20 protein-coding genes, 1 tRNA gene and 1 other annotated feature are annotated in these 20,473 nt (G+C 63.3%); of the genes, 7 read left to right on the top strand and 14 right to left on the bottom strand.

Features of this window, described 5'->3' with window-relative positions:
• The 3 genes from LUA85_RS12425 to LUA85_RS12415 all read right to left on the bottom strand — a co-directional run bounded on the left by LUA85_RS12425 (position 1) and on the right by LUA85_RS12415 (position 2,515).
• Entirely contained in the window at positions 1–300 is a 300-nt protein-coding gene (locus LUA85_RS12425; protein WP_231470299.1) for a putative quinol monooxygenase, read from the bottom strand.
• A complete protein-coding gene (locus tag LUA85_RS12420) occupies positions 300–1,673 on the bottom strand; it encodes a glutamate--cysteine ligase (protein ID WP_231470297.1) in 1,374 nt (457 codons plus the stop codon). Before LUA85_RS12420 ends, LUA85_RS12425 begins: the two co-directional genes overlap by 1 nt.
• A 92-nt stretch (positions 1,674–1,765) precedes the next feature.
• On the bottom strand, positions 1,766–2,515 hold the full coding sequence (locus tag LUA85_RS12415; protein WP_231470295.1) for a 16S rRNA (uracil(1498)-N(3))-methyltransferase: 750 nt from the start codon (positions 2,513–2,515) through the stop codon (positions 1,766–1,768).
• A 47-nt stretch (positions 2,516–2,562) separates the two neighbouring features.
• On the opposite strand from LUA85_RS12415, the gene ubiA reads away from it, so the two are divergent.
• On the top strand, positions 2,563–3,477 hold the full coding sequence (gene ubiA / locus LUA85_RS12410) for a 4-hydroxybenzoate octaprenyltransferase (protein WP_231470294.1): 915 nt from the start codon (positions 2,563–2,565) through the stop codon (positions 3,475–3,477).
• On the opposite strand, the gene LUA85_RS12405 is transcribed toward ubiA, so the two are convergent.
• The 6 genes from LUA85_RS12405 to LUA85_RS12380 form a co-directional block, all read right to left on the bottom strand.
• On the bottom strand, positions 3,474–3,758 hold the full coding sequence (locus LUA85_RS12405) for a BrnA antitoxin family protein (protein WP_231470291.1): 285 nt from the start codon (positions 3,756–3,758) through the stop codon (positions 3,474–3,476). The two genes, ubiA and LUA85_RS12405, sit on opposite strands and share 4 nt — an antisense overlap.
• A complete protein-coding gene (locus tag LUA85_RS12400) occupies positions 3,718–3,999 on the bottom strand; it encodes a BrnT family toxin (protein WP_231470289.1) in 282 nt (93 codons plus the stop codon). Before LUA85_RS12400 ends, LUA85_RS12405 begins: the two co-directional genes overlap by 41 nt.
• A gap of 113 nt (positions 4,000–4,112) precedes the next feature.
• Positions 4,113–7,553, bottom strand: a complete 3,441-nt coding sequence (smc, locus tag LUA85_RS12395) for a chromosome segregation protein SMC (protein WP_231470287.1) — start codon at positions 7,551–7,553, stop codon at positions 4,113–4,115.
• Positions 7,554–7,580: 27 nt separating this feature from the next.
• On the bottom strand, positions 7,581–8,330 hold the full coding sequence (locus LUA85_RS12390) for a thioredoxin domain-containing protein (protein ID WP_231470277.1): 750 nt from the start codon (positions 8,328–8,330) through the stop codon (positions 7,581–7,583).
• Between the two features lie 70 nt (positions 8,331–8,400).
• A complete protein-coding gene (locus LUA85_RS12385) occupies positions 8,401–9,105 on the bottom strand; it encodes a thioredoxin domain-containing protein (RefSeq protein ID WP_231470275.1) in 705 nt (234 codons plus the stop codon).
• 1 nt (position 9,106) lies between these two features.
• Positions 9,107–9,697 carry a DUF721 domain-containing protein gene (locus LUA85_RS12380; RefSeq protein WP_371823724.1) on the bottom strand — a complete coding sequence of 197 codons (591 nt, stop codon included), beginning with the start codon at positions 9,695–9,697 and terminating at the stop codon, positions 9,107–9,109.
• A 29-nt stretch (positions 9,698–9,726) separates the two neighbouring features.
• Here LUA85_RS12380 and LUA85_RS12375 point away from each other — a divergent pair, with 29 nt between their 5' ends.
• From LUA85_RS12375 to LUA85_RS12360, 4 genes are all read left to right on the top strand, one after another.
• Positions 9,727–10,791 carry an A/G-specific adenine glycosylase gene (locus LUA85_RS12375; RefSeq protein WP_231470269.1) on the top strand — a complete coding sequence of 355 codons (1,065 nt, stop codon included), beginning with the start codon at positions 9,727–9,729 and terminating at the stop codon, positions 10,789–10,791.
• A gap of 4 nt (positions 10,792–10,795) precedes the next feature.
• Entirely contained in the window at positions 10,796–12,091 is a 1,296-nt protein-coding gene (locus tag LUA85_RS12370) for a serine hydrolase (RefSeq protein ID WP_231470268.1), read from the top strand.
• On the top strand, positions 12,091–12,972 hold the full coding sequence (gene nudC, locus LUA85_RS12365) for an NAD(+) diphosphatase (RefSeq protein ID WP_231470266.1): 882 nt from the start codon (positions 12,091–12,093) through the stop codon (positions 12,970–12,972). The genes LUA85_RS12370 and nudC overlap by 1 nt, the downstream gene beginning before the upstream one ends.
• 53 nt (positions 12,973–13,025) lie before the next feature.
• Positions 13,026–13,081 (top strand) — a sequence feature (sul1 is cis-regulatory element that is thought to sense ions involved in sulfur or methionine metabolism; They are found in Alphaproteobacteria).
• Between the two features lie 63 nt (positions 13,082–13,144).
• Positions 13,145–14,641: a SulP family inorganic anion transporter gene (locus LUA85_RS12360; protein WP_231470263.1), complete on the top strand. Its 1,497-nt coding sequence runs from the start codon at positions 13,145–13,147 to the stop codon at positions 14,639–14,641.
• 25 nt (positions 14,642–14,666) lie between these two features.
• On the opposite strand, the gene LUA85_RS12355 is transcribed toward LUA85_RS12360, so the two are convergent.
• Together LUA85_RS12355 and mgtE are read right to left on the bottom strand one after the other, a co-directional pair.
• The gene (locus tag LUA85_RS12355) at positions 14,667–15,074 is read right to left on the bottom strand and encodes a DUF1489 domain-containing protein (protein ID WP_231470261.1); all 408 of its coding nucleotides are present in this window, start codon (positions 15,072–15,074) and stop codon (positions 14,667–14,669) included.
• Positions 15,075–15,208: 134 nt separating this feature from the next.
• A complete protein-coding gene (gene mgtE, locus LUA85_RS12350) occupies positions 15,209–16,657 on the bottom strand; it encodes a magnesium transporter (RefSeq protein WP_231470259.1) in 1,449 nt (482 codons plus the stop codon).
• Positions 16,658–16,769: 112 nt separating this feature from the next.
• On the opposite strand from mgtE, the gene LUA85_RS12345 reads away from it, so the two are divergent.
• Positions 16,770–17,225: a peptidylprolyl isomerase gene (locus tag LUA85_RS12345; RefSeq protein WP_231470250.1), complete on the top strand. Its 456-nt coding sequence runs from the start codon at positions 16,770–16,772 to the stop codon at positions 17,223–17,225.
• 61 nt (positions 17,226–17,286) lie between these two features.
• Here LUA85_RS12345 and LUA85_RS12340 read toward each other — a convergent pair whose 3' ends face one another.
• Both LUA85_RS12340 and LUA85_RS12335 read right to left on the bottom strand, forming a co-directional pair.
• On the bottom strand, positions 17,287–18,879 hold the full coding sequence (locus tag LUA85_RS12340; RefSeq protein WP_231470248.1) for a flavin monoamine oxidase family protein: 1,593 nt from the start codon (positions 18,877–18,879) through the stop codon (positions 17,287–17,289).
• A 34-nt stretch (positions 18,880–18,913) separates the two neighbouring features.
• The gene (locus LUA85_RS12335; protein WP_231470247.1) at positions 18,914–19,354 is read right to left on the bottom strand and encodes a cytochrome c; all 441 of its coding nucleotides are present in this window, start codon (positions 19,352–19,354) and stop codon (positions 18,914–18,916) included.
• A 437-nt stretch (positions 19,355–19,791) separates the two neighbouring features.
• Between LUA85_RS12335 and LUA85_RS12330 the strand changes: the two genes are divergently transcribed.
• Positions 19,792–20,304, top strand: a complete 513-nt coding sequence (locus LUA85_RS12330) for a Rid family hydrolase (RefSeq protein WP_231470245.1) — start codon at positions 19,792–19,794, stop codon at positions 20,302–20,304.
• Between the two features lie 31 nt (positions 20,305–20,335).
• On the opposite strand, the gene LUA85_RS12325 is transcribed toward LUA85_RS12330, so the two are convergent.
• Positions 20,336–20,412: transfer RNA gene (locus tag LUA85_RS12325), tRNA-Pro, on the bottom strand.
• Positions 20,413–20,473 lie beyond the last annotated feature (61 nt).

Below are 20,473 nucleotides of genomic sequence, written 5' to 3'. Positions count from 1 at the left end.
TCAGACCGCGACACCCTCGTCGCTTTCGAACACCTTGATGTCCCGCTCGAACAGTCCGAGACTGGCGCGTTCCTGTGCCCAGACTTTCATATGCGGTGCCTGAAAATGCGCATCGAGCGCTGCCCGATTGCGCCACTTTTCCAAAACGCGCACCAGCCCCGGATCGACGATATCGTGTGCATAGGCATAGAGCAGGCAACCGTCTTCAGCGCGCGTTGCTGCGATAACCTTTGCCATCATGGGCTGCGCCGAGGCGAAATTTTCGATCGGAAGCCGGAAGCTTCCCATCACCACGATCATCAGAAGCTCTTTTCGCCATAAATGTGCGAAAGGTCGCCATTCCATCCACCATGATAGAGGTCGAGCAGGCGCTCGGCCGGCGATTTTCCAGTCGCCACGATTTCGTCCAGCGGCTGGAGGTAGCCGGTTTCGTTGTCGCCCGCTTCGTTCAGACGCGCCCGTGCCGAAAGACCGCTGCGCGAAATGGCCAGCACTTCGGCGGCAATGTCGCGCAAGGTGCCACCGCCCGGCAGCGACGCATGAAGGCCCAGCTTGGGCACTTCGGCGCGCAGTTTTTCGCGCCCGTCCATGTCCCAGTCCTTGACCAGATCCCACGCCGCATCAAGCGCAGTCTGATCGTAGAGCAGACCCACCCACAATGCCGGTAGAGCGCAAATCCGGTTCCACGGGCCACCGTCGGCACCCCGCATTTCAAGGAAAGACTTCAACCGCACTTCGGGAAAGGCGGTGGAAAGGTGATCGACCCAGTCCGATTGCGTCGGTTTCTCGCCGGGCAGGACGGACAGTTTGCCGTCGAGAAAATCGCGAAACGACAGGCCGGAAGCGTCGATGTACTTGCCATCGCGGAAGACGAAATACATCGGCACGTCGAGCATGTAGTCAACGTAACGCTCATAGCCGAAGCCTTCTTCGAACACGAACGACAGCATGCCCGTGCGCGCCGGATCGGTATCGGTCCAGATGTGGCTGCGATAGGACTGGAAACCGTTGGGCCTGCCTTCAAGGAACGGGGAATTGGCGAACAGCGCGGTTGCCAGCGGTTGCAACGCAAGGCTGGTCCTGAACTTTTTCACCATGTCCGCCTCGCTGGAATAGTCGAGGTTGACCTGAATGGTGCAGGTCCGCAACATCATGTCGAGACCCATCGACCCGACGCGCGGCATGTGCCGCAGCATGATGTCATAGCGGCCCTTGGGCATGATCGGCAATTCGTCGCGGGTCTTGTCGGGCCACAGGCCCATGCCGAGATAGGCAAGGCCCAACTTGTCGCCAATGGTCTTGACCTGCGCCAGATGCCGCCCGGTTTCCGCGCAGGTCTCGTGCAGGTTCTCCAGCGGCGCGCCCGAAAGCTCAAGCTGGCCCGCAGGTTCAAGGCTGACCGCGCCGTCCGGCCCGCTCATGGCGATGACATTGCCGCCTTCAAGAATCGGCTCCCAGCCAAACTGGGTCAGTTCCATCAGCAGATCGCGAATCCCGCCCGGCTCTGCATAGGAAGGTGCGCGGCGATCTTCGGTGCGATAGACGAATTTCTCGTGTTCGGTGCCGATGCGCCATGCGGCCTTGGGCTTTTCACCCTTTTGCATGGGGGCCACGAGCATGTCGCGGCTTTCGATGATAGGATCGTTGCGATCTGAAACTTGCCGCGTGCTCATGCGCGCCGAGTTAATGTGCCAGACAGCTTTATACTAGTGCTATTCGTGAGAACCTTTGTTGCAATCGCGAGGTAAATGACAGCGCGCGCAGATCATGGCTTCCAGTCGCCATTCAGCCCCATCCACAGCGCAATGCCTGCAATCGCCGCGGTTTCACCACGCAGGATGCGCGGTCCCAGCGCAATCGCCACGGCGGCGGGATGCGCGCGGATTGCGGCGCGTTCCGCTTCGTCGAAACCCCCCTCCGGTCCCACCAGCACGGCTGCGGCGCCCTTGTGTGCGGCAAATGCCTCGGCCACCGGCATGCCGCCATTCTCGTCGGCAAAAAACAGCACCCGCTCCCTGGGCCAGTTGCGCAGCAGGTGATCCAGCCTGGTTGCTTCGCCAAGGCCGGGCAGGGCGGTGCGCGCGCATTGTTCTGCCGCCTCGATCATGATCGTTCGCGCGCGTTCCGGGTTCAGTTTGTCCGCCACGCAGCGCCGCGTCACCACCGGCACCACACGACCCGTGCCCAGTTCGGTCGCCTTTTCCAGAACCAGATCGAAGTTCGGCTTCTTGAGCAGCGCAGCGCACAGCCAGAAATCGGGCACGTCCTCGCGCGGGCGGGTCCGGCGCTCAACCTCCAGTATGACCGCGCGTTTGCCCACCTCGGCCACACGCGCCACCCATTCGCCAGTCAGGTCGTCGCACAGCATCACCGCATCGCCGGGCGCAATCCGCATGACCTTGCCCAGATAATGCGCCTGCTGCCCCTCAACGGGCAAGTGCAACCCGGCCTCCAGCCGGGTTTCGACAAACAGGCGCGGTGCGCTCTTCGGTGGCCAGGCGGGGGTAGCGGACATCAACAAGCGCCTAGCGGATTTCGCTGCAGACGGTAAGGCTTCGTGCCATGGACCCGGCCCATTCCGCACAGATCGTCCCCGATAGTGAACATCGAGGCCTCGTCGCCCGCATGCCGCAGCCCTTGCGCAATTATGCGCTGCTCGCCCGGTTCGATCGCCCGATTGGCTGGTGGCTGCTGTTCTGGCCCTGCGCATGGGGCCTGTTTCTGGCCGGCGGCACCACACGTTGGGGCATTCTGGCGTGGTTGCTGCTCGGCGCAATCGCCATGCGCGGCGCAGGCTGCGTCTATAATGATATTGTCGATGCCGATCTCGATGCCCGCGTGGCGCGCACCGCCGCGCGCCCGGTGGCAAGCGGTGCTGTTTCAAGGGGCGCGGCGTGGATCTGGCTGTTTGGCCTTTGCGCCATCGGTCTCGTCGTGCTGCTGCAACTGCACTGGGAGGCGCAAGTCGTCGCGCTGGGCAGTCTTGGCCTCGTCGCAGCCTATCCGTTCATGAAGCGCATTACCGGCTGGCCGCAGGCATGGCTCGGACTGGTGTTTACATGGGGCGCGCCGGTCGGCTGGATCGAGGCTACCGGGCTTGACCGCCTCGGCCCGCTCGGCCTGCTTTACGCGGGCTGCTGGGCCTGGTGCATGGGCTATGACACGATTTATGCCCTGCAGGACCGCGAGGACGACGCGCTCGTCGGTATCGGTTCGTCCGCACTATCTTTTGGTCGGCATGTGAATGCTGGCGTTGCTGCGCTCTACACGCTGTCAGTGGCATGTTGGGCGGGCGCGGTCTGGCTGTTGCGGCCCGATCCGCTGGCACTGCTGGCGCTCGCGCCGGTGGCGGCTCACCTTGGCTGGCAAGTCCTGACGCTAAAAGAAGACGGTCTCGATCCGCTCACCAAGTTCCGCTCCAACCGTTTCGCCGGACTGCTTATGGCAGCGGCCTGTTATGTGGTGGGCAGCATCTAAATTCCAAGCACTTTGCGCAGTTCGGCATTGATCCGCGATTGCCAGCCCTTGCCGGTCGCCCGAAATTTCTCGATCACATCGGGATCAAGGCGCAGGGTAACCTGCTTCTTGGGGTTTTCGAGGGTAGGGCGGCCGGGACGTGTCCACGTGCCATCGGCAGGCCGGACAAGTTTGCCACCGACGTAAACTGCCGCACGTCGAAAATGATCTTCCGTCCATTCGACATCGTCGTCGTCTGGGTCAATCCATGGTGCGGTATCGGGCTTTGTGTTCATACTCATGGGCGTATCTCATCGTAATGATACGACGACGTTCACCACGGGGCGTCCAAACCAAATTCACACGTCGTCCGTTAAGATACCCCCAAACTCTAAATCGGGTCTCACCGTAAGACTGCCGATCATCGAGGAGTTCTGAGTATTCGGCTTCAAAAACGAGACTAGCGTGAGCAAGGTCAATGCCTCTTTCTTCAAGAATTTTCAGCCGTTTAGCTTCATCGTATTCAATTTCGATTCCGCTCAAGCCAGCCTCCCATCCTCAAAGTTACATGATGACTGTCCTATCTTATGCCCGTTCAAATTTGCCGAGCTGGGCAATCTCGACGTATGTTTATGTAACTACAAAAACATAATCTGTCAACCCGCCGCTTCCAGCAACTCAACCGCCCCGCCCAGATCCACGCTGACCAGCCGCGAAACGCCTTTTTCCACCATCGTTACACCGAACAGGCGGTGCATGCGGCTCATGGTTACGGCGTTGTGGGTGACGATGAGGTAACGGGTGCTGGTTTCCGCCACCATCGCGTCGAGCAGGTCGCAGAAGCGTTCGATGTTGGCGTCATCCAGCGGGGCGTCCACTTCGTCGAGTACGCAGATCGGCGCCGGGTTGGTCAGGAACAGTGCGAAGATCAGCGCGACGGCGGTCAGCGCCTGTTCGCCGCCCGATAGAAGCGTCAACGATTGCAGCCGCTTGCCGGGCGGTTGTGCGAAGATTTCTAGGCCAGCCTCAAGCGGATCTTCGCTGTCGATCAACGCCAGATGCGCCTCGCCGCCACCGAACAGGCGGCTGAACAGGCGGCGGAAATGGCCGTCCACCGCCGCGAAAGCCGCCCGCAACCGCTCGCGCCCTTCGCGGTTAAGGTTGCCGATGGACCCGCGCAGCCGGTGCACCGCTTCGGTCAGTTCGGCCTGTTCGGCAACGCTGGTGCCATGGCGTGATTCGGCCTCGGCCAGTTCATCAGCGGCCACCAGATTGACCGGGCCGATCCGCTCGCGCTCGGCCACCAGCCGATCCATCGCGGCAGACTCATCGCTGGCGGACGCGACTCCGGCCGAATCGAATTCGAAATGCTTTGGCAGCAACGGCGGCGGGCACTGGAACCGCTCGCCAGAAATCCCGGCCATCTCCTGCCGCCGCGCGTCTTCGTTTTCGGCGCGCGCCGTGGCACCGGCGCGGCCTTCGCGCGCGGTGGCCAGTGTTTCGTTGGCTTCGCCCAGCGCCAGGTCGGCCGCCTTGGCGGCGGCATCGGCGGCGAACAGGGCGGTCTCTGCCGTGGCAAGGTCGGCCATCAGGCGATTGCGGATCGTTTCGCCCTGTTCGATTTCGGCAATCAATCCGGCGGGCTTCGCCGCGGAGATCGCGCGTTCGGCCTCCAGTTCCTCGCGCCGCCCGGTCATTTCCGCAAGCCGCTTGGCCGCATCGCCCGCGCGCGCAGTCCAGGCCCGCGCATCGCCCTTCAGCCCGGCCAGCCGTTCGCGCCCGACAGCGATGGACTGTTCGAGCGTGGCCATGGCAGCTGCCGTTGTCTGAAGGCCCGCCCGCGCCGCATCGTTGCGCGCTCGCGCCGCGTCGAGAGCCGCGCGCCCTGCGGCGGCATCGGGAAGGCTCGCAAGATTGTCGAGCGCGGCATGCAGTTCGGCTTCGGCGGATTGGCGTTGTTCGGCCAGCCCAGCCTGCGATCGCGCAATTTCCGCCTTGCGCTGATCCAGTCGCGCGCGGGCGGCCTCGGCGGCGTCCAGCGCACGCAGAGCGGCGCGTTCCGCATCGGCCGCAGCGGAGATGGTCTTGTCAATCAAACCGAGCCGACCCTGTACCTCGACAAGCGCGTCGCGGGCCGCAGAAAATGCAACCTCTGCCGAAACGATGGCTTCCCGCCGGGCAGGCAGCAGGGCTTCCAGTTCCGCAAGCCGGTTGTCGGCCTCAAGCGCGGCGGCTTCGGCAGCCCCTTCACCGCGCGCCACAAACCCGTCCCACCGCCGCAAGCGTCCTGCGCGGGTGACCAGCCACTCGCCCGGAGCGAGCGCCTCGCCCTCGTCGTTCTCGACCACGCGGACCAGCGCCAGCCGCGCTGCGAGTTCCGGCGGACATTGCGATACGCGATGGACCAGCGCATCGGGCAGGGGAGTTGGCGCTTGCGCCCCGGTCCAGAACCTGCCTTCAGCCTCTGTGGGCGCAGGGCCAACCGGAGCCGACGCATCGCGCCCCAGCACGGCGGCAAGCGCACGCTCATAGCCCGGCGCGACAGTCGTGCCCGAAATAGCTGACGGGCCACGCCCCTTGGCCGCCGCAGCCCTGGCCCGCGCAGCCTTGTCGCGTGCAAGGGCCTCGGCTTCACGTTCGACGCCGGACAATTCCGCGCGTAGCTGCGCCAGGCCGTTGCTGGCTGTATCGCGCTGCGCGCCAAGAGCCTCGCGCTGGGTGCTCAATTGCGCCCGCTCGGCCTCGGCCTCGGCAAGTGTTGCAGCTGCTTGGCGTTTGCGCGCTTCGGCTTGGACGATCTGCGCGGTCGGATCGGATTCGCGCGCTAGATCCGCGGCCTGCGCGGAAAGCCGCGCCGCTTCGCTATCCAGCCGGGCCATGCGCGCTTTCGCCGCCGCAACTGCGGCTTCGGCCACGCGCCATTCGGCGTCGATGCCGGCCTGCTCTGCCACGCGCTGGGCCAGCGCGAGTTCGGCGCTGCGGGCGGCACGATCCGCATCGTCGGCCGCGGCGCTTGTCGAGGGACGTCGTGCTTCGTCTGCTGCAAGCGCCGCCTCCGCGATGGCCAGTTCGCTTTCCAGCCGCGTCATCGCTGCTGCGGCATCCTCGGTAAGGCGGTCGGCGCTGCGCCGATCCTCGTCGATCCGCGCAAGCTGTCGGTCGATGTCCGTCACGCGCTGCTCTGCGGCCTCAAGCTGCGCGGTCAGCGATGCCATGCGCTGGCCGTGAGCCGCGGAATCCTGCCTCCGGTCGAACAGGTCGTCACGCGCCTCCGCAACGGCCGTGGCTGCCTTGTGCTGCGCCTCCTGCGCCGCCTTGGCGAGAGCTTGCGCCGCTGTCACCCGCTCGTCCGCGGCGTGCGCTTCCTTGCGCGCAGCATCTGCCGCCGCTGCCGCATCGCGCCACCGCGCGAATACCAGCCGCGCTTCGGCCACCTTGATCTTCTCGCTGACCGATTTGTAACGCTCTGCCGCGCGCGCCTGCCTTCGCAGCGTGGCGATCTGGCTTTCAAGGCCCGAAAGCAGGTCCTCCAGCCGGGCAAGGTTGACCTCGGTCGCGCGCAACTTCTGTTCGGCATCGCGGCGGCGCACGTGCAGTCCGGCGATTCCCGCCGCTTCTTCCAGCATCATCCGGCGTTCGGCAGGCTTGGCCGCAATCACCGCCGCGATCCGCCCCTGGCTGACCAGCGCGGGGCTGTGCGCACCCGTGGCGGCATCGGCAAAGACCAGCGCCACGTCCTTGGCGCGCACATCGCGCCCGTTCACGCGATAGGCGCTGCCCGCCCCACGTTCGATCCGGCGCACGACTTCCAGTTCGCCGCCATATGGCCCGGACGGATCGGTTTCAGCCGTCAGCAAAACTTCCGCAAATCCGCGCGAGGGGCGCGTGGCCGTCCCCGCAAAGATCACGTCTTCCATGCCGCCGCCGCGCATGGATTTGGCCGAGCTTTCGCCCATGACCCAGCGAATCGCTTCCAGCAGGTTGGACTTGCCGCAGCCGTTGGGACCGACAACCCCCGTCAGTCCCGGTTCGATGCGCAGTTCGGCAGGTTCGACAAAGCTTTTGAAGCCGGAAAGCTTCAATCGCCTGATCTGCATGTGCGCCCCCCGGCCGCGCTGCCGCCTTTAGCGAGCGCCAGCCTTCTGCAGCAGTGGCTCAAGTTCTGCCCATGTGCCGACACCGGTCTTGCTTCCGTTCAGGAAGAACGTGGGCGTACCGGTGATATCGTATTCCTTGCTCCACTGATCATTGACGGTGGCCAGCTTGGTCGCGCGAGCGGTATCGGCAAGGCACGAAGCCCCTTGCGCCGCAGCGATCCCGCGCGATGCGAAGAATTCGCTCATGCCCGAAAGCTGTGCGATTCCGGCAAAGCGCTGTTCCACGGGCAGGTTCGAAACCTGCTGGAACGCCGCCTCGTCCTTTTGCAGGTTGGCAAACATGTTGCGTTGCCAACCCCAGAATTGTTCCGAAAGCGGGATCGTCGCTTCGGGCGCGCCGCACGTCGCCAGCAGCACCGCCGGCATATCGAGGGCGTTGAGCAGGAACAGGCGCAATTCATAGCTTACCCGGCCCGATGCCACGTAATCGTCACGCAGCTTGGGGAACCCTTTTTCGGAGAATTCGGCACAGTGCGAGCAGGAAAGCGCGCCATATTCGATGACCTTGATCGGCGCATCGGGATTGCCCATCACGTAGCCGCCTTCGGGCGATACCGAAAACGTCTCGGTCCACGCATTGCCAGCAGGAGCGGCGATCTTTGCGATCGGTTCGGAACTGGAAACCTCACCAGTGGCGGCGTCGGTCTTCTTGTCGCAGGCGGCAAGGCCGAGCGTCAGCGGAAGGGCGGCAACGAGCAGGGCGCGGGCGAATGTCATTGTCTGGATATTCCCAAGGCTGGATTTTGCGTGACGCTAGACCATTGTCGACCGTGTTTGAAGAGGTGGGTTATTTCAGGCGCGCTTCCAGTTGCGCCTTCAGCAAAGCCCAGTCATGCGTCCCGGCCAGAAGCACGCCATCCACCATGAAGCTTGGTGTGCCGGTGACGAAGTACTTGTCTACGGCCTCATCGGTTTGCGCAGCGAGCTTCTTTGCCAGAGATTCGTCGGCCAGGCAGCGGTCGACCGCAGTGCGGTCCATCCCGCGCGCCGCCATGAATTCATAGAATTTGAAATCGCTGGCGATGGCGCGGGTACGGGCCGCGAATGGCCCGGTTGTCCAGCGCTGGCGTTGCGCCTCGGTCGAATTTGTCGCGGGCACCATCCATGTCGACTGGTTACGCATGAAGGCGCTGTGAAGCGGGAAAAAGCGGTTGGCGGGCACGCAGTTGGTCAGCAGTGCTACAGTCATGTCGATAGGATCGCGCACGAAATTGCGCACTTCGATGGCGCCCTTGCCCGGCGCCACCATGCCGATCTTGAGTTGCGCCTCGGATTGCACCTCGAAAGTGGCGCAGTGCGAACAGGTGTAGCTGACGTACTCGACCAGTCGCAGCGGAGCCGCGGGATTGCCGAGCAGGTGATGCCCATCGGGCGTCAGCGATCCCGCCGCCACCCAGTTGGCGCGGGAGAGCGGCTTGGCAGGCTTGCCCGCGCCGGTCAGGGTTGCAATGGCACCCAGTGCGAGTGCTGCGGTTGCGATTGCTTTCTTCACGTCAGCTTCTGCCCCTGCTTGCTTCGTCCAGACTGCGCGCCAGGCTTTCCAGCACGGTGCGCAATTCGGGATCGCCGATGTCGCGCAGCGAATCCCCCAGTTCGATCGGTATGGGTCTGAGCGATGGCGGCGCGGTGCGCGGGGCTTCCTTCGCCTTGGGCGCCTGAACCACGCCTTGCCGGATCTTGACCCTGGCCACAGCGCGATAGCCGAAGAAGCGATTTACCCGCTCGATGATCTCCGGGATCACATGCTGGATGATGGTGGCGTGGGCTGGCGTCACCACCAGTTGCAGGATGCCGTCTGCCTTCTCTCCGGGCGGGAAACGGATCGATTCGGGCATGCAGTGCCGGGCATGGCGCTCGCCCACAATCTCTGGCCAGCGCGTAACCACGCTCGATTGCACAAAGCCGAAGCGGCGGAACGCGGTGCGCCCGATGGCGGGCATCAGATCGGCAATCTGCCGCGCCTCACCGCCACGCGGGCGCTCATAAGGTTTTCCGGCATACGGCTTTCCGGCAGCAGGTTTGGCAACCGCCTTGGCAGGAGCGCGGGCTTTGCGTTTCGCGGCGTCCGAAGGGGTGCTTTCCATCTTGCCTGCCGCCATGCCATAGCGGCGCGATGCAGGCCAGAGCGCAACTCCCCCTTAATTCGCAAACCTCGAAAACCGCGGGAAAATTGCTGGCGTGGTACGATGTGAACGCCCGCCGCCTGCCATGGCGCATCGCTCCGGGCAAAAGCGGTGCTGATCCCTACAAGGTCTGGTTGTCCGAAGTCATGCTTCAGCAGACCACCGTTGCGGCGGTAGGCCCGTATTTTGAGAAATTTACGGCGCGCTGGCCCACGGTCAGCGATCTTGCCGCCGCCGATGATGCCGATGTCATGGCAGCGTGGGCTGGCCTTGGCTATTATGCCCGCGCCCGCAATCTGCTGGCCTGCGCCCGTGCGGTTGCGGCCATGGGCGGCACCTTCCCGGATACGGAAGCGGCCCTGCGCGCGCTGCCCGGTCTTGGCGAATATACCGCCGCCGCTGTCGCCGCGATTGCCTTTGGCCGCCGCGCCGTGGTGGTCGATGCCAATGTCGAACGCGTCGTCGCGCGCCTGTTCGCCATCGATGAACCATTGCCTGCCGGGCGGCCTGCAATCCGCACTGCCGCCGCAATGATCACGCCAGATGCGCGCGCGGGCGATTTTGCGCAGGCGATGATGGATCTTGGCGCCACGATCTGCACTTCGCGCGCGCCGCGCTGCATGCTGTGCCCGCTGCGTGAAGGCTGCCGCGCTCAAGCCGAAGGATCACCCGAACGCTTGCCGGTCAAGGCCGCCAAAAAGCCCAAACCCACCCGCCAGGGCCGTGCCTACTGGATCGAACGCGACGGCAAAGTCCTGCTCGTCCAGCGGCCGGGGCGGGGGATGCTTGGCGGGATGCGCGCCTTGCCCGATGATGGCTGGTCGGCGCGCGGTGATGGGGCGAAGGCGCTTGGCGGCCAATGGCTACCGGGCGGTGTCGTCCGCCACAGCTTCACCCATTTCGATCTGGAATTGCAATTGATGCTTTGCACCTCGCCCGAACTGGATAGTCTGCCGCCGGGAGAATGGTGGCCGGTCGATGGAATCGAAGCTGCCGGACTGCCCACCGTGTTCGCCAAAGCGGCGCGGCTGGCAGTTGCTGAAAGGAAGACCTGAACGCATGAACGCCATCACGCTATCGCGTCGCGGCCTGATCGGCTCGCTTGGTGCATGGGCCGGGACCGCACTTTTGCCAAACGCGGCTTGGGCCAGTGCTGCCGCCGAAGCGCGCTTTCCCGCCGTCACGCAGATGGTCGAAGGCTATGTCGGTTCGGGCAGGCTTCCGGGCATGATCGCTGCATTGGGGCAGGGCAGCAGCGCCGCTCCGGTAAACATCGCGCGCGGCACACTTGCCAAAATCAGCCAGATCCCTGTCGATATGGACAGCCTGTTCCGTATCTATTCGATGACCAAGCCCGTCACCGGCATGGCCGCGATGATGCTGATCGATGAAGGCAAGCTGCGGCTTGATCAGCCGATTGCCGATTTCATCCCGGCGTTCGGCAAGATGCAGGTGCAGGTCACGCCCGATGGCTCGATCACCGATCTGCGCCCCGCAAAAACCCAGATAACCGTGCGTCACCTGCTTACGCATACGTCGGGCCTTGGCTATTCGATCATCCAGAGCGGGCCGATAAAGGACGCTTACATCAAGGCAGGTCTTGTTCCGGGACGGGCCAGCCGCTTGCCCTTGGCGGGGCTTGAAGGCTTCACGCCGGTGTCCAGCCTGGCACAATTTGCCGATGTACTGGCCACGATGCCGCTGGTTTATGAACCGGGCACCATATGGAGCTATGCGGTCGGTCTGGACCTGATGGGGCGTCTGATCGAAATCGTATCGGGCCGGCCGTTCGATCACTTCCTGCACGAACGCCTGTTTGCACCGGCTGGCATGGATTCAACGTGGTTCCGTGTGCCCGAAGCGCAAGTCGCGCGGCTTACAACCAATTATGCCGTCGCTGCCGGAATGTTGCTGCCGATTGATCCGGGCAAGTCCTCGATCTATCTCGATCCGGCGCCCTGCCCGTTCGGCGGCGCCGGGCTGGTTTCGTCCCCGCGCGATTACGACCGCTTCCTGCGCATGTTGCTCGGCTTCGGCCGTATCGATGGGCGGCAGGTGATGAGCGAGGCCGCCGTGCGGCTTGGCACCAGCAATCTCCTGCCCGAAACCGCAGACGTTTCGCAATCGTTGATCAAAGGAAACGGCTTCGGCGCAGGTGGTTCGGTCGGTCTGGGGGATGATGCCGGAACCTATGGCTGGGGCGGGGCTGCCGGAACTGTCGCTTTTGTCAATTATCGCGCCGGGATCAGGGCAGGGCTGTACACGCAGTATATGCCGTCCGAAGCCTATCCGGTTCACCGCGAATTCGCACAGGCCGTGCTGGCCGATGTCACAGCAAAGAAGGCCGCAGCCTGATGGAATCCACGATCGCATTTGCAAGCACTGGCCTCGACCGCGCCGACCACATCCGCGCCGATGCCGAAAAGCTCGGCAGCCTGATGGACTGGCGCGCGCGCTTGCTCAAACTCGATGGGATCGATCCGGTGATAGCGCCCGATGGCAGCCTCGATTGGGGTACGCTGGCCGATGCCGATCCCGCCGCCGAACTCGTTTTCCTGGGCCTGATGGAAGATGGGCGCGCTTGTTTCGCGCAAGTCACGCCCGCGATGATGGGCAGCGTTGCCCCGCCGAACCCGCGCCTGTGGACCGCGATGGGCATGCTCTCACCCGCCGATCTTGCGATCTACGGCGGCGCGCGCAGCCTTGTCGATTGGCATGCCCGCCACCGCTTCTGCGCCCGTTGTGGCAGCGTTACCGTGCTGGCCAAGGGGGGCTGGCAGCGCGGGTGCACCAGCGAAAATTGCAAGGCCGAACACTTCCCCCGCGTCGATCCGGTCACCATCATGACCGTAGAATGCGAAGGTGAACTCCTGCTGGGCCGCCAGCCCCGTTTTCCCCCCCGTCGCTTTTCCGCGCTGGCTGGCTTTGTCGAACCCGGCGAAAGCCTCGAAGGTGCGGTCATGCGCGAAGTCCTGGAAGAAGCAGGGGTAAAGGCCCGCTCGGTCGAATATGTCGCCAGCCAGCCATGGCCGTTCCCGTCATCCCTGATGATCGGCTGCCACGCTTATGCCGACGACAAGACTATCGTCATCGATGAAACCGAACTCGACGACGCGCGCTGGTTCACCCGCGAAGAAGTGCGCTATGCCATGACCGGGGCGGAGGACGGCGCATTCATCGCGCCTCCGCCGTTTGCCGTGGCGCACCATTTGCTCAAATGGTGGCTGGCGCGGTAACTTGTACCGGGCTTGCCAAAGGTGCGCGCCATTGCCTAAGGACCATCCATTCGCAAGGACCCGGTGAAATTCCGGGTGGCTCTTCCGGCCGCCGATCCGCCGGACAACATCACGCGTGAAATTGCATTCCAGCCCGGCCAAGCCGCGCCACGCGCCCTGATGTGGAACCCCAATGCCTGCAAAAATCGCCAGTTACGTCCGCGAATGGTTCGCCGGGCCTGAATCCGTTCGCCGTGATGTCCTTGCCGGGATCGTCGTCTCACTCGCATTGATTCCCGAAGCCATCGGTTTTTCGATCATCGCGGGCGTCGATCCGCGTGTCGGCCTTTATGCCTCGGTCACTATTGCCATGGTCATCGCCTTTATCGGTGGCCGACCCGGCATGATCTCTGCCGCGACCGCCGCCGTGGCCGTGCTGGTCACGCCGCTGGTGCGCGATCATGGCGTGGAATACCTGTTTGCCGCCACCATCCTGATGGGTGTGTTTCAGGCCATCGCCGGGTTCCTCCGGCTCGATCTGCTGATGCAGTTCGTTTCACGCTCGGTCATCACCGGCTTCGTCAACGCGCTGGCCATCCTCGTTTTCATGGCCCAGTTGCCGCAACTCACCAACGTCGGCTGGGAAACTTACGCGCTGGTCGCCGCCGGGCTGGTGCTGATCTACCTGCTGCCGCGCATCACCCGCGCCGTGCCATCGCCGCTGGTCGCCATCCTCGTGCTTACCGCCATCACCATCTGGCTGGATTTGCCGGTCAACACGGTGGGCGATTCCGGCAAGTTGCCCGATGGATTGCCTGTTTTTGCCCTGCCAAATGTGCCGCTCACGTTCGAAACACTGCGCATCATCGCACCCTATTCGCTCACGATGGCCGCCGTCGGTCTGCTGGAATCGCTGATGACGGCTCAGATCATCGACGACATGACTCACACCGAAAGCGTGAAGCAGCGCGAATGCAAAGGGCAGGGCGTGGCCAACATCGTGGCCGCACTGTTCGGCGGAATGGGCGGTTGTGCCGTGATCGGACAATCGGTGATGAACATCGCGTCGGGCGGGCGCGGGCGGCTGTCCACGTTCGTTTCAGGCACGTTCCTGCTGTTCCTGCTCGTGGCGGCGGGCGAATGGGTTGGCGGGGTGCCGATGGCCGCACTGGTCGCGGTGATGATCATGGTTTCCATCGGCGCATTCAGCTGGAACTCGATTCCCAACTTGCGCCGCCATCCGCCCACCTCGTCGGCGGTGATGCTGACCACCGTGGTCGTCGTCGTCGCCACGCGTGATCTGGCGCTCGGCGTTCTGGCAGGCGTGCTGCTATCGGGCATCTTCTTCGCGGGCAAAGTCCAGCGCATGTTCGCGGTGGAACGCAACGCCTCTGCCGATGGCACCGCCGCCACTTACAACGTGCGCGGCGAAATCTTCTTCGCCTCGGTCGATCGCTTCACCCGCGCGTTCGATGGAGAAGACAGCGCGCAAAGCGTCACCATCGACGTATCCCGCGCGCACTTCTGGGATATTTCGGCAGTCGGCGCGCTCGACAAGATCGTCGACAAGTTGCGCCGTGCCGGGCGTAGTGTTGCGGTGATCGGCTACAACGAAGCCAGCGCCGACATCATCGACCGCTTCGCCTTGCATGACAAGACAGGGGTTGAGTTGGGCGTGGTGCCGCATTGATGCGGCGTGGTGCCGCATTGATGGGTTAAACCAACCCCAACTTCGCCAAGTCCGCAGCAATCTGCGCGGGCAGCACTTCCCCCGCTTCGCCATCGGCCAGATCGCGGGGGGCGTCGGCGTCTTCCAGATAGCGCCAGCCTTGGTGGGCGCGTTTGGGGTGGGGGTGGACGTCGATCAGCTTGGTCGAAATGACGATATTCGTGCGCCCGCCCTCGGCCTCCTCGAACCCAAGGATTTCCGAACGCGCCACCAACTGGTGCTTGTGAATCCAGTACAGCGAACTGCCGATCATTTCCGCCGCGCGCTTGGGGCGGTTCTTGGTCGTCAACCGTGCCTCGCGGGCATCGCCCCGGCGGCCATCTGCTGAAAACCACTCATGGATTTCAGTCAGCGACTGCGCGCCATAGGCAACTTTGGTCATGTGAAGCGGCATGGGTCTAAATTACGCTAACTTGAGTGGGTTGCGTCATTGCGAGCGAAGCGAAGCCATCCAGAGCACGGCGCGAAACGCTCTGGATTGCTTCGCTTCGCTCGCAATGACGAGTGGCTTTAATCAATGGCGTCAGTTCAGCTTGCAAGCCCGCTCAGCACGGCAAGGCCGAGGAACGAGAAGAAGCCCATGACATCGGTGGCCATCGTCACGAATACGGCAGATGAGACAGCCGGGTCGATTTTCAGGCGATCCAGCGTTACCGGCACCATGATCCCGGCAAGGCCAGCCACCAGATTGTTGATGACCATGGCCGCGCCGATCACCGTGCCCAGCAACGGGTTGCCGAAAAGCAGCGCAGTGCCGCTGCCGATCAGCAACCCCAGCGTCAGCCCATTGGCGGTGGCGATGCGCAGTTCGCGCAGGATCATCCGCACGGTGTTGGAACTGGTCAGCTGATTCGTGGCGATGGCGCGCACGACCACGGCCAGCGTCTGTGTGCCCGCATTGCCGCCCATGCCCGAAACGATCGGCATCAGCACCGCCAGCAGCGCGAACCGCGCAATCGCGCCCTGGAACAGGCCGACCACCGATGCGGCCACCAGCGCGGTGCCAAGGTTCACCACCAGCCAGGTAAGGCGCGTCCGCACCGTCAGCAGGATCGGCTCATTGATGTCGCCGTCGCCCGCGCCCGAAAGGCGCAGGATGTCCTCGCTCGCTTCTTCCTGAATGATGTGGACGATATCATCGACGGTGATCTGCCCGACCAGCCGCCCGCTTTCATCGACCACGGCGGCGGAAATCAGCGCATATTTCTGGAAACGCAGCGCGACTTCTTCCTGATCCATCGTCACCGGAATCAGCGTCTGGTCGCGCTTCATAACGTCGGCCAGCAGTACGCTGCGCGGTGCGCGCAATATCCACGATAGCTGGCAGGTGCCCAGCGGGTGATGCTTGGGATCGACGATGAACACTTCCCAGAATTCGGTGGGAAGATCGTCGTTGCGGCGCAGGAAATCGATCAGATCGCCCACGGTCATCGCTTCCGGCACCGCGATCACGTCGCGGCTCATCAGGCGGCCGGCGGTTTCTTCAGGGTATGACAGCGCCGATTCGATGGCCGCGCGGTCTTCCGGCTCCATCTCGGCCAGCACGGCCTGCTGGTCTTCCTCGTCAAGGTCCTCGATCAGGGCGACGGCGTCGTCCGTCTCCATCTGTTCTGCAAGCTCGGCGACCTCATCGTAGTCCAGCTCTTCGACCAGAAATTCGCGGACGTGATCGTTCAGTTCCGCGAAGACCTCGCCGCCCATCAGATCGTTGATCGCGCGCGCCAGAAGAACGCGGTCTTCGCGGTCGATCAGTTCGAACAGGTCGGCGATGTCGGCGGGGTGAAGCGGCTCTACAAGGTTGTAGACGCGCTCGTGATCGTCGCTTTCCAGCGCTTCGACGACCTTGCGCACGAAGCCGGGACGCAGGGTGTTGTCTTCCTCATCCAGGCTTTCGGCATGGCGCGAAGGTTCGGCCGCCGGGACTGCATCGTCCTCGTCGGAAGCCAGGGTTTCAATCAGGTCTTCGTCGCGCTGCATTGCGGCGGGGTTACCCTCCTGACCGGTAAAAGCAAACCGCCTTGGCAGAGGTAGGCGTGACTTTCTTTTTCAACACCCTATATCGGCGTCAAACAGGAAGGAATTGCGACAAATGGCTGACGAAAATCTCGTGCTTTCGCTCGACTCCGGGGATGTGGTTATCAAGCTGCGTCCCGATCTCGCCCCCGGTCACGTGGAACGGATCAAGGAACTGGTCGGTGAAGGCTTTTACGATGGCGTGAAGTTTCACCGCGTGATCCCCGGCTTCATGGCGCAGGGCGGCTGTCCACAAGGCACCGGCATGGGCGGTTCCAGCAAGCCCGACCTCAAGGCTGAATTCAACGCCGAACCGCATGTGCGCGGCGTGTGCTCGATGGCCCGCACCAGCGCGCCGCACTCGGCCAACAGCCAGTTCTTCATCTGCTTCGACGATGCCCGCTTCCTCGACAAGCAGTACACGGTCTGGGGCCAGGTCATCAGCGGCATGGAACATGTCGATGCGCTGCCCAAGGGCGAACCGCCGGCAAAGCCGGGCGTGATCAGCAAGGCAACGGTCGTTCCGGCCTGATCCAACCGAAATCGCATGGAAAAGGGGCGGGGCTTCCGGGCCGCCGCCCCTTTTTCGTGGCTCAGGCCGCCAAGGCGCGCCTGTGCAGGCGGGTTACGGCGTCGAGGGATGACAGCAGCGCGCCTTCCATCCAGCAGCCGTAATAGGATGCATGTTCGCCCGCCATCACGATGCGCCCGTCGATCGCGCACAGGTTCTGGTAATGGGCCGCGCGGCTTTCGTCGGTCCACATGGCGCAGCACCCCAGAATCCACGGTGCGCGGCTCCACGCATAGGACACGCCAGAGACGAATTCCTTGCGGTATTCTGCGGGATGAAACACCGATCCCTGCGCCAGTGCGGCTTCGATCCGCTGGGCCGGAGTCATCCCGGCCAACTGGTATCCGCCCAACCCGCTGGCGAAAGAGCCGAGCAGCACTGCCGGACCGTCCTTGAAGAACCTGTCGTTGGGATAGGAAATCAGCCCGATCGCCTGATCGGTGAAGCTGTGCCCGCCATAGATTGAATAGTCCTCTTCCCAGAACCGGCGGCGCATCTCCAGCCCGATCTTGACCCCGCTGGAATAGGGCAGGGCCTTGAGCGCGGCCTTCATCGGCGCGCCGACCTGCATGTCGATCTGATTTAGGATCGAGGCGGGAATCGTGCAGACGCAATAATCGGCGCTGGTCGATCCTTTCTGCCCCGTCAGCGCATCCTCCCACGTTGCCGTCACGCCCTTTTCATCCTGCGCCAGTGCGGTGACGCGCGTGTTCAGCCGCACCAGCTTGCCGACCTGCCGGGCAAAGGCCTTGCCGATCATGTCCATGCCGCCTTTGGGCTGGAACATCGTTGTCTGCATCACATTGGCAAAGAAGAAGCCCATCTGGCCCCAGACGTGCGAATCCAGCACATCGGACAGGCCGTTGATCTTCGACGGCATCGGCGCGCCATCCACGCCACCGCCCGGAGCCTTGTCGAACCCGCGCTGGCCCGAAGCGTTGAGGCTGCTGGTATAGGCCAGATCCTTGTCGAGCACGCCCCATTCGCGCATGGCGACAAGCAGCTTGTCCTTGTCTTCCCTGGTCAGTTTATCGTCCAGCGACCCGACGTTCAACGCCTTGGCCAGCAATTCCGAAACGTGGCCCTTGAAGTCCACCGCAAGCTCGCGATAGCGCTGGGGCTTCCCGCCGAATGCCTTGGTGCGATGGACAAAGGCGTTGTGATTCAACTGGATGAACGGCTCAAGTTCCACCCCGAACTGCTTGCAGTAGTGCAAAAGCGTACGGTGATGGTGCGGGATGCGCCATGGGCCGGGGTTGAGGTAATTGCCCGGCGCAAACGTGCAGTCCTGCACCGATCCGCCGGCTTCGACCACCTTGTCTCCACCCCGGATCGCGATGTTGCGGCCGCCCAGCCGGTCCTGATATTCCAGCACGGTCACCTTGTACCCGGCCCTGGTCAGTTCATGGGCCGCCAGCATTCCGGCAAGGCCTGCGCCCAGCACCAGCACGCTCGCCCCCTTGCGCGCCCCTGAAAGCATCGGCGGGCCGGTGAACTGCGTTTCGGCGGCATGGCCCAGCACGGTCATCGCCTGATACATCGCCATGGTGCCGCCGGTCGTGCCGATCATCCGCAGCAGTTCGCGCCGGGTTTGCGGCAGGATTGTTCCGTCCATCATAACTCCCTTGGACTCCGGTGTGTGGCGGACGTCACTGTGTGCAGTTGCAATCGGGAACGGGCGGCGATGCGGTGTTTACCCGCTCGATATCGGCAACCGTCACCGGATCACGGTAATCGTTGAAATGGCCGCGCACGTACGTCAGCACGGCCGCCATCTGATCGTTGGTGAGCATCCCGGAAAACCACGGCATCCCGCCCCGGCCCTTCAGCAGGATGATCGTGCCGTAATCCTTGTCGGCAAGGCGCGGATTGGCCGCGAGTGCCGGGATTTTGGCGCCGGTCACGCCGCCCCCTTTCGCATCGGCCATGTGGCATGCCTGGCAGATCTGCTCATAGACTTCCCTGCCTTCGGGCGAGACTTCCACAGCGGTCGGTCCGCTGCCGGGCGCGTCCTGCGCGCGCAAGGCCGCCGTTCCTGCGATAGCCAATGCGCCAAGGCCCAGCACGGCGATGCGCAGGCTTGCGGTCATCCGGGCAACCGATCACTGGTGAAACCGGTGCCCTGCCATACGGCACTGGAACACGTCAGGCCGGAAACTGGATCGCATGCAAAGGACATCGGGAAACCTTGTCTGTAGTGTCGATCCTCGTTGCCCCTGTCGCCGGAATCTGTGCCATCGCCGATGCGAAAAGCCGACCCGGTCGGTGATCGTTGTCGCGTTCCGCCTCAAGTGGCCGGGAACACAATCGGAAAGCGCGCCTGTTCGCGCGCCGACAACATACGCCATTTGACGTAAGTGGACGGTAGCTGTGGGGTTTCTGTCGACCATGATATTGAAAATAATGTATTTTTCGTATCGCGCCACCGCAACAAAGGGTGGTGGATCAGAATGCTCTACAAAGCGGAGGTTGCCACTTGCGCGAACCCCCGTCAGCCTGTCGGAACATTCGTTGCAAAGGAATCGGCATGCTGTCCAGATTGTCCATCGCCGCCCGGTCTTTCATTTGCGCAGGCCTTGCCATGTCGGCCCTGGCGCTTGCGCCAGCGGCATCGGCACAGGTCACCAAGATTCAGCCGAATCCCGCCGCGTTGATTCTCGAAGCAGCCGATGTGAAGGCCGGAACCGACATGATTTTCCTGTCAGGCCAGCTTGCTGCGCCGGTTGCGCCTCCGGCAGAGGGGGCCACGCCCGAATATGGCGATACCAAGGCGCAGACGATCAGCGTTCTTGGCAAGATCAAGGCGATCCTTGCCCGGCAAGGCTATACAATGGATGACGTGATAAAGCTGACGCTGTTCGTCGCGGCTGATCCGAAGCTGGGCAAAATGGATTTTGCCGGCGCCAATGAAGGCTTCAAGACCTTCTTCAGGACTGCTGAAACGCCATCGACCGTCGCCCGCTCCACCTTTCAGGTGGCTGCGCTAGTCGCCCCGCAATTCCTGATCGAGATCGAGGCAATCGCCGCCAAGAAGCGCTGATCTGCGCTGCTGTAAAGATCATGCGGGAAAGTGGTCGGGGAGATAGGATTCGAACCTACGACCCTCTGGTCCCAAACCAGATGCGCTACCAGGCTGCGCTACTCCCCGACACGAAGAGGCCCCTAGGTATTCTGACTCGCGGGGGCAAGCAGAAACTGATGCCGAGGAA

The organism is Novosphingobium sp. CECT 9465 (assembly GCF_920987055.1).
Classification (GTDB): domain Bacteria; phylum Pseudomonadota; class Alphaproteobacteria; order Sphingomonadales; family Sphingomonadaceae; genus Novosphingobium.
Note: the sequence above shows the minus strand (reverse complement) of the source record. Positions and strands in the feature narration are given on the sequence as shown.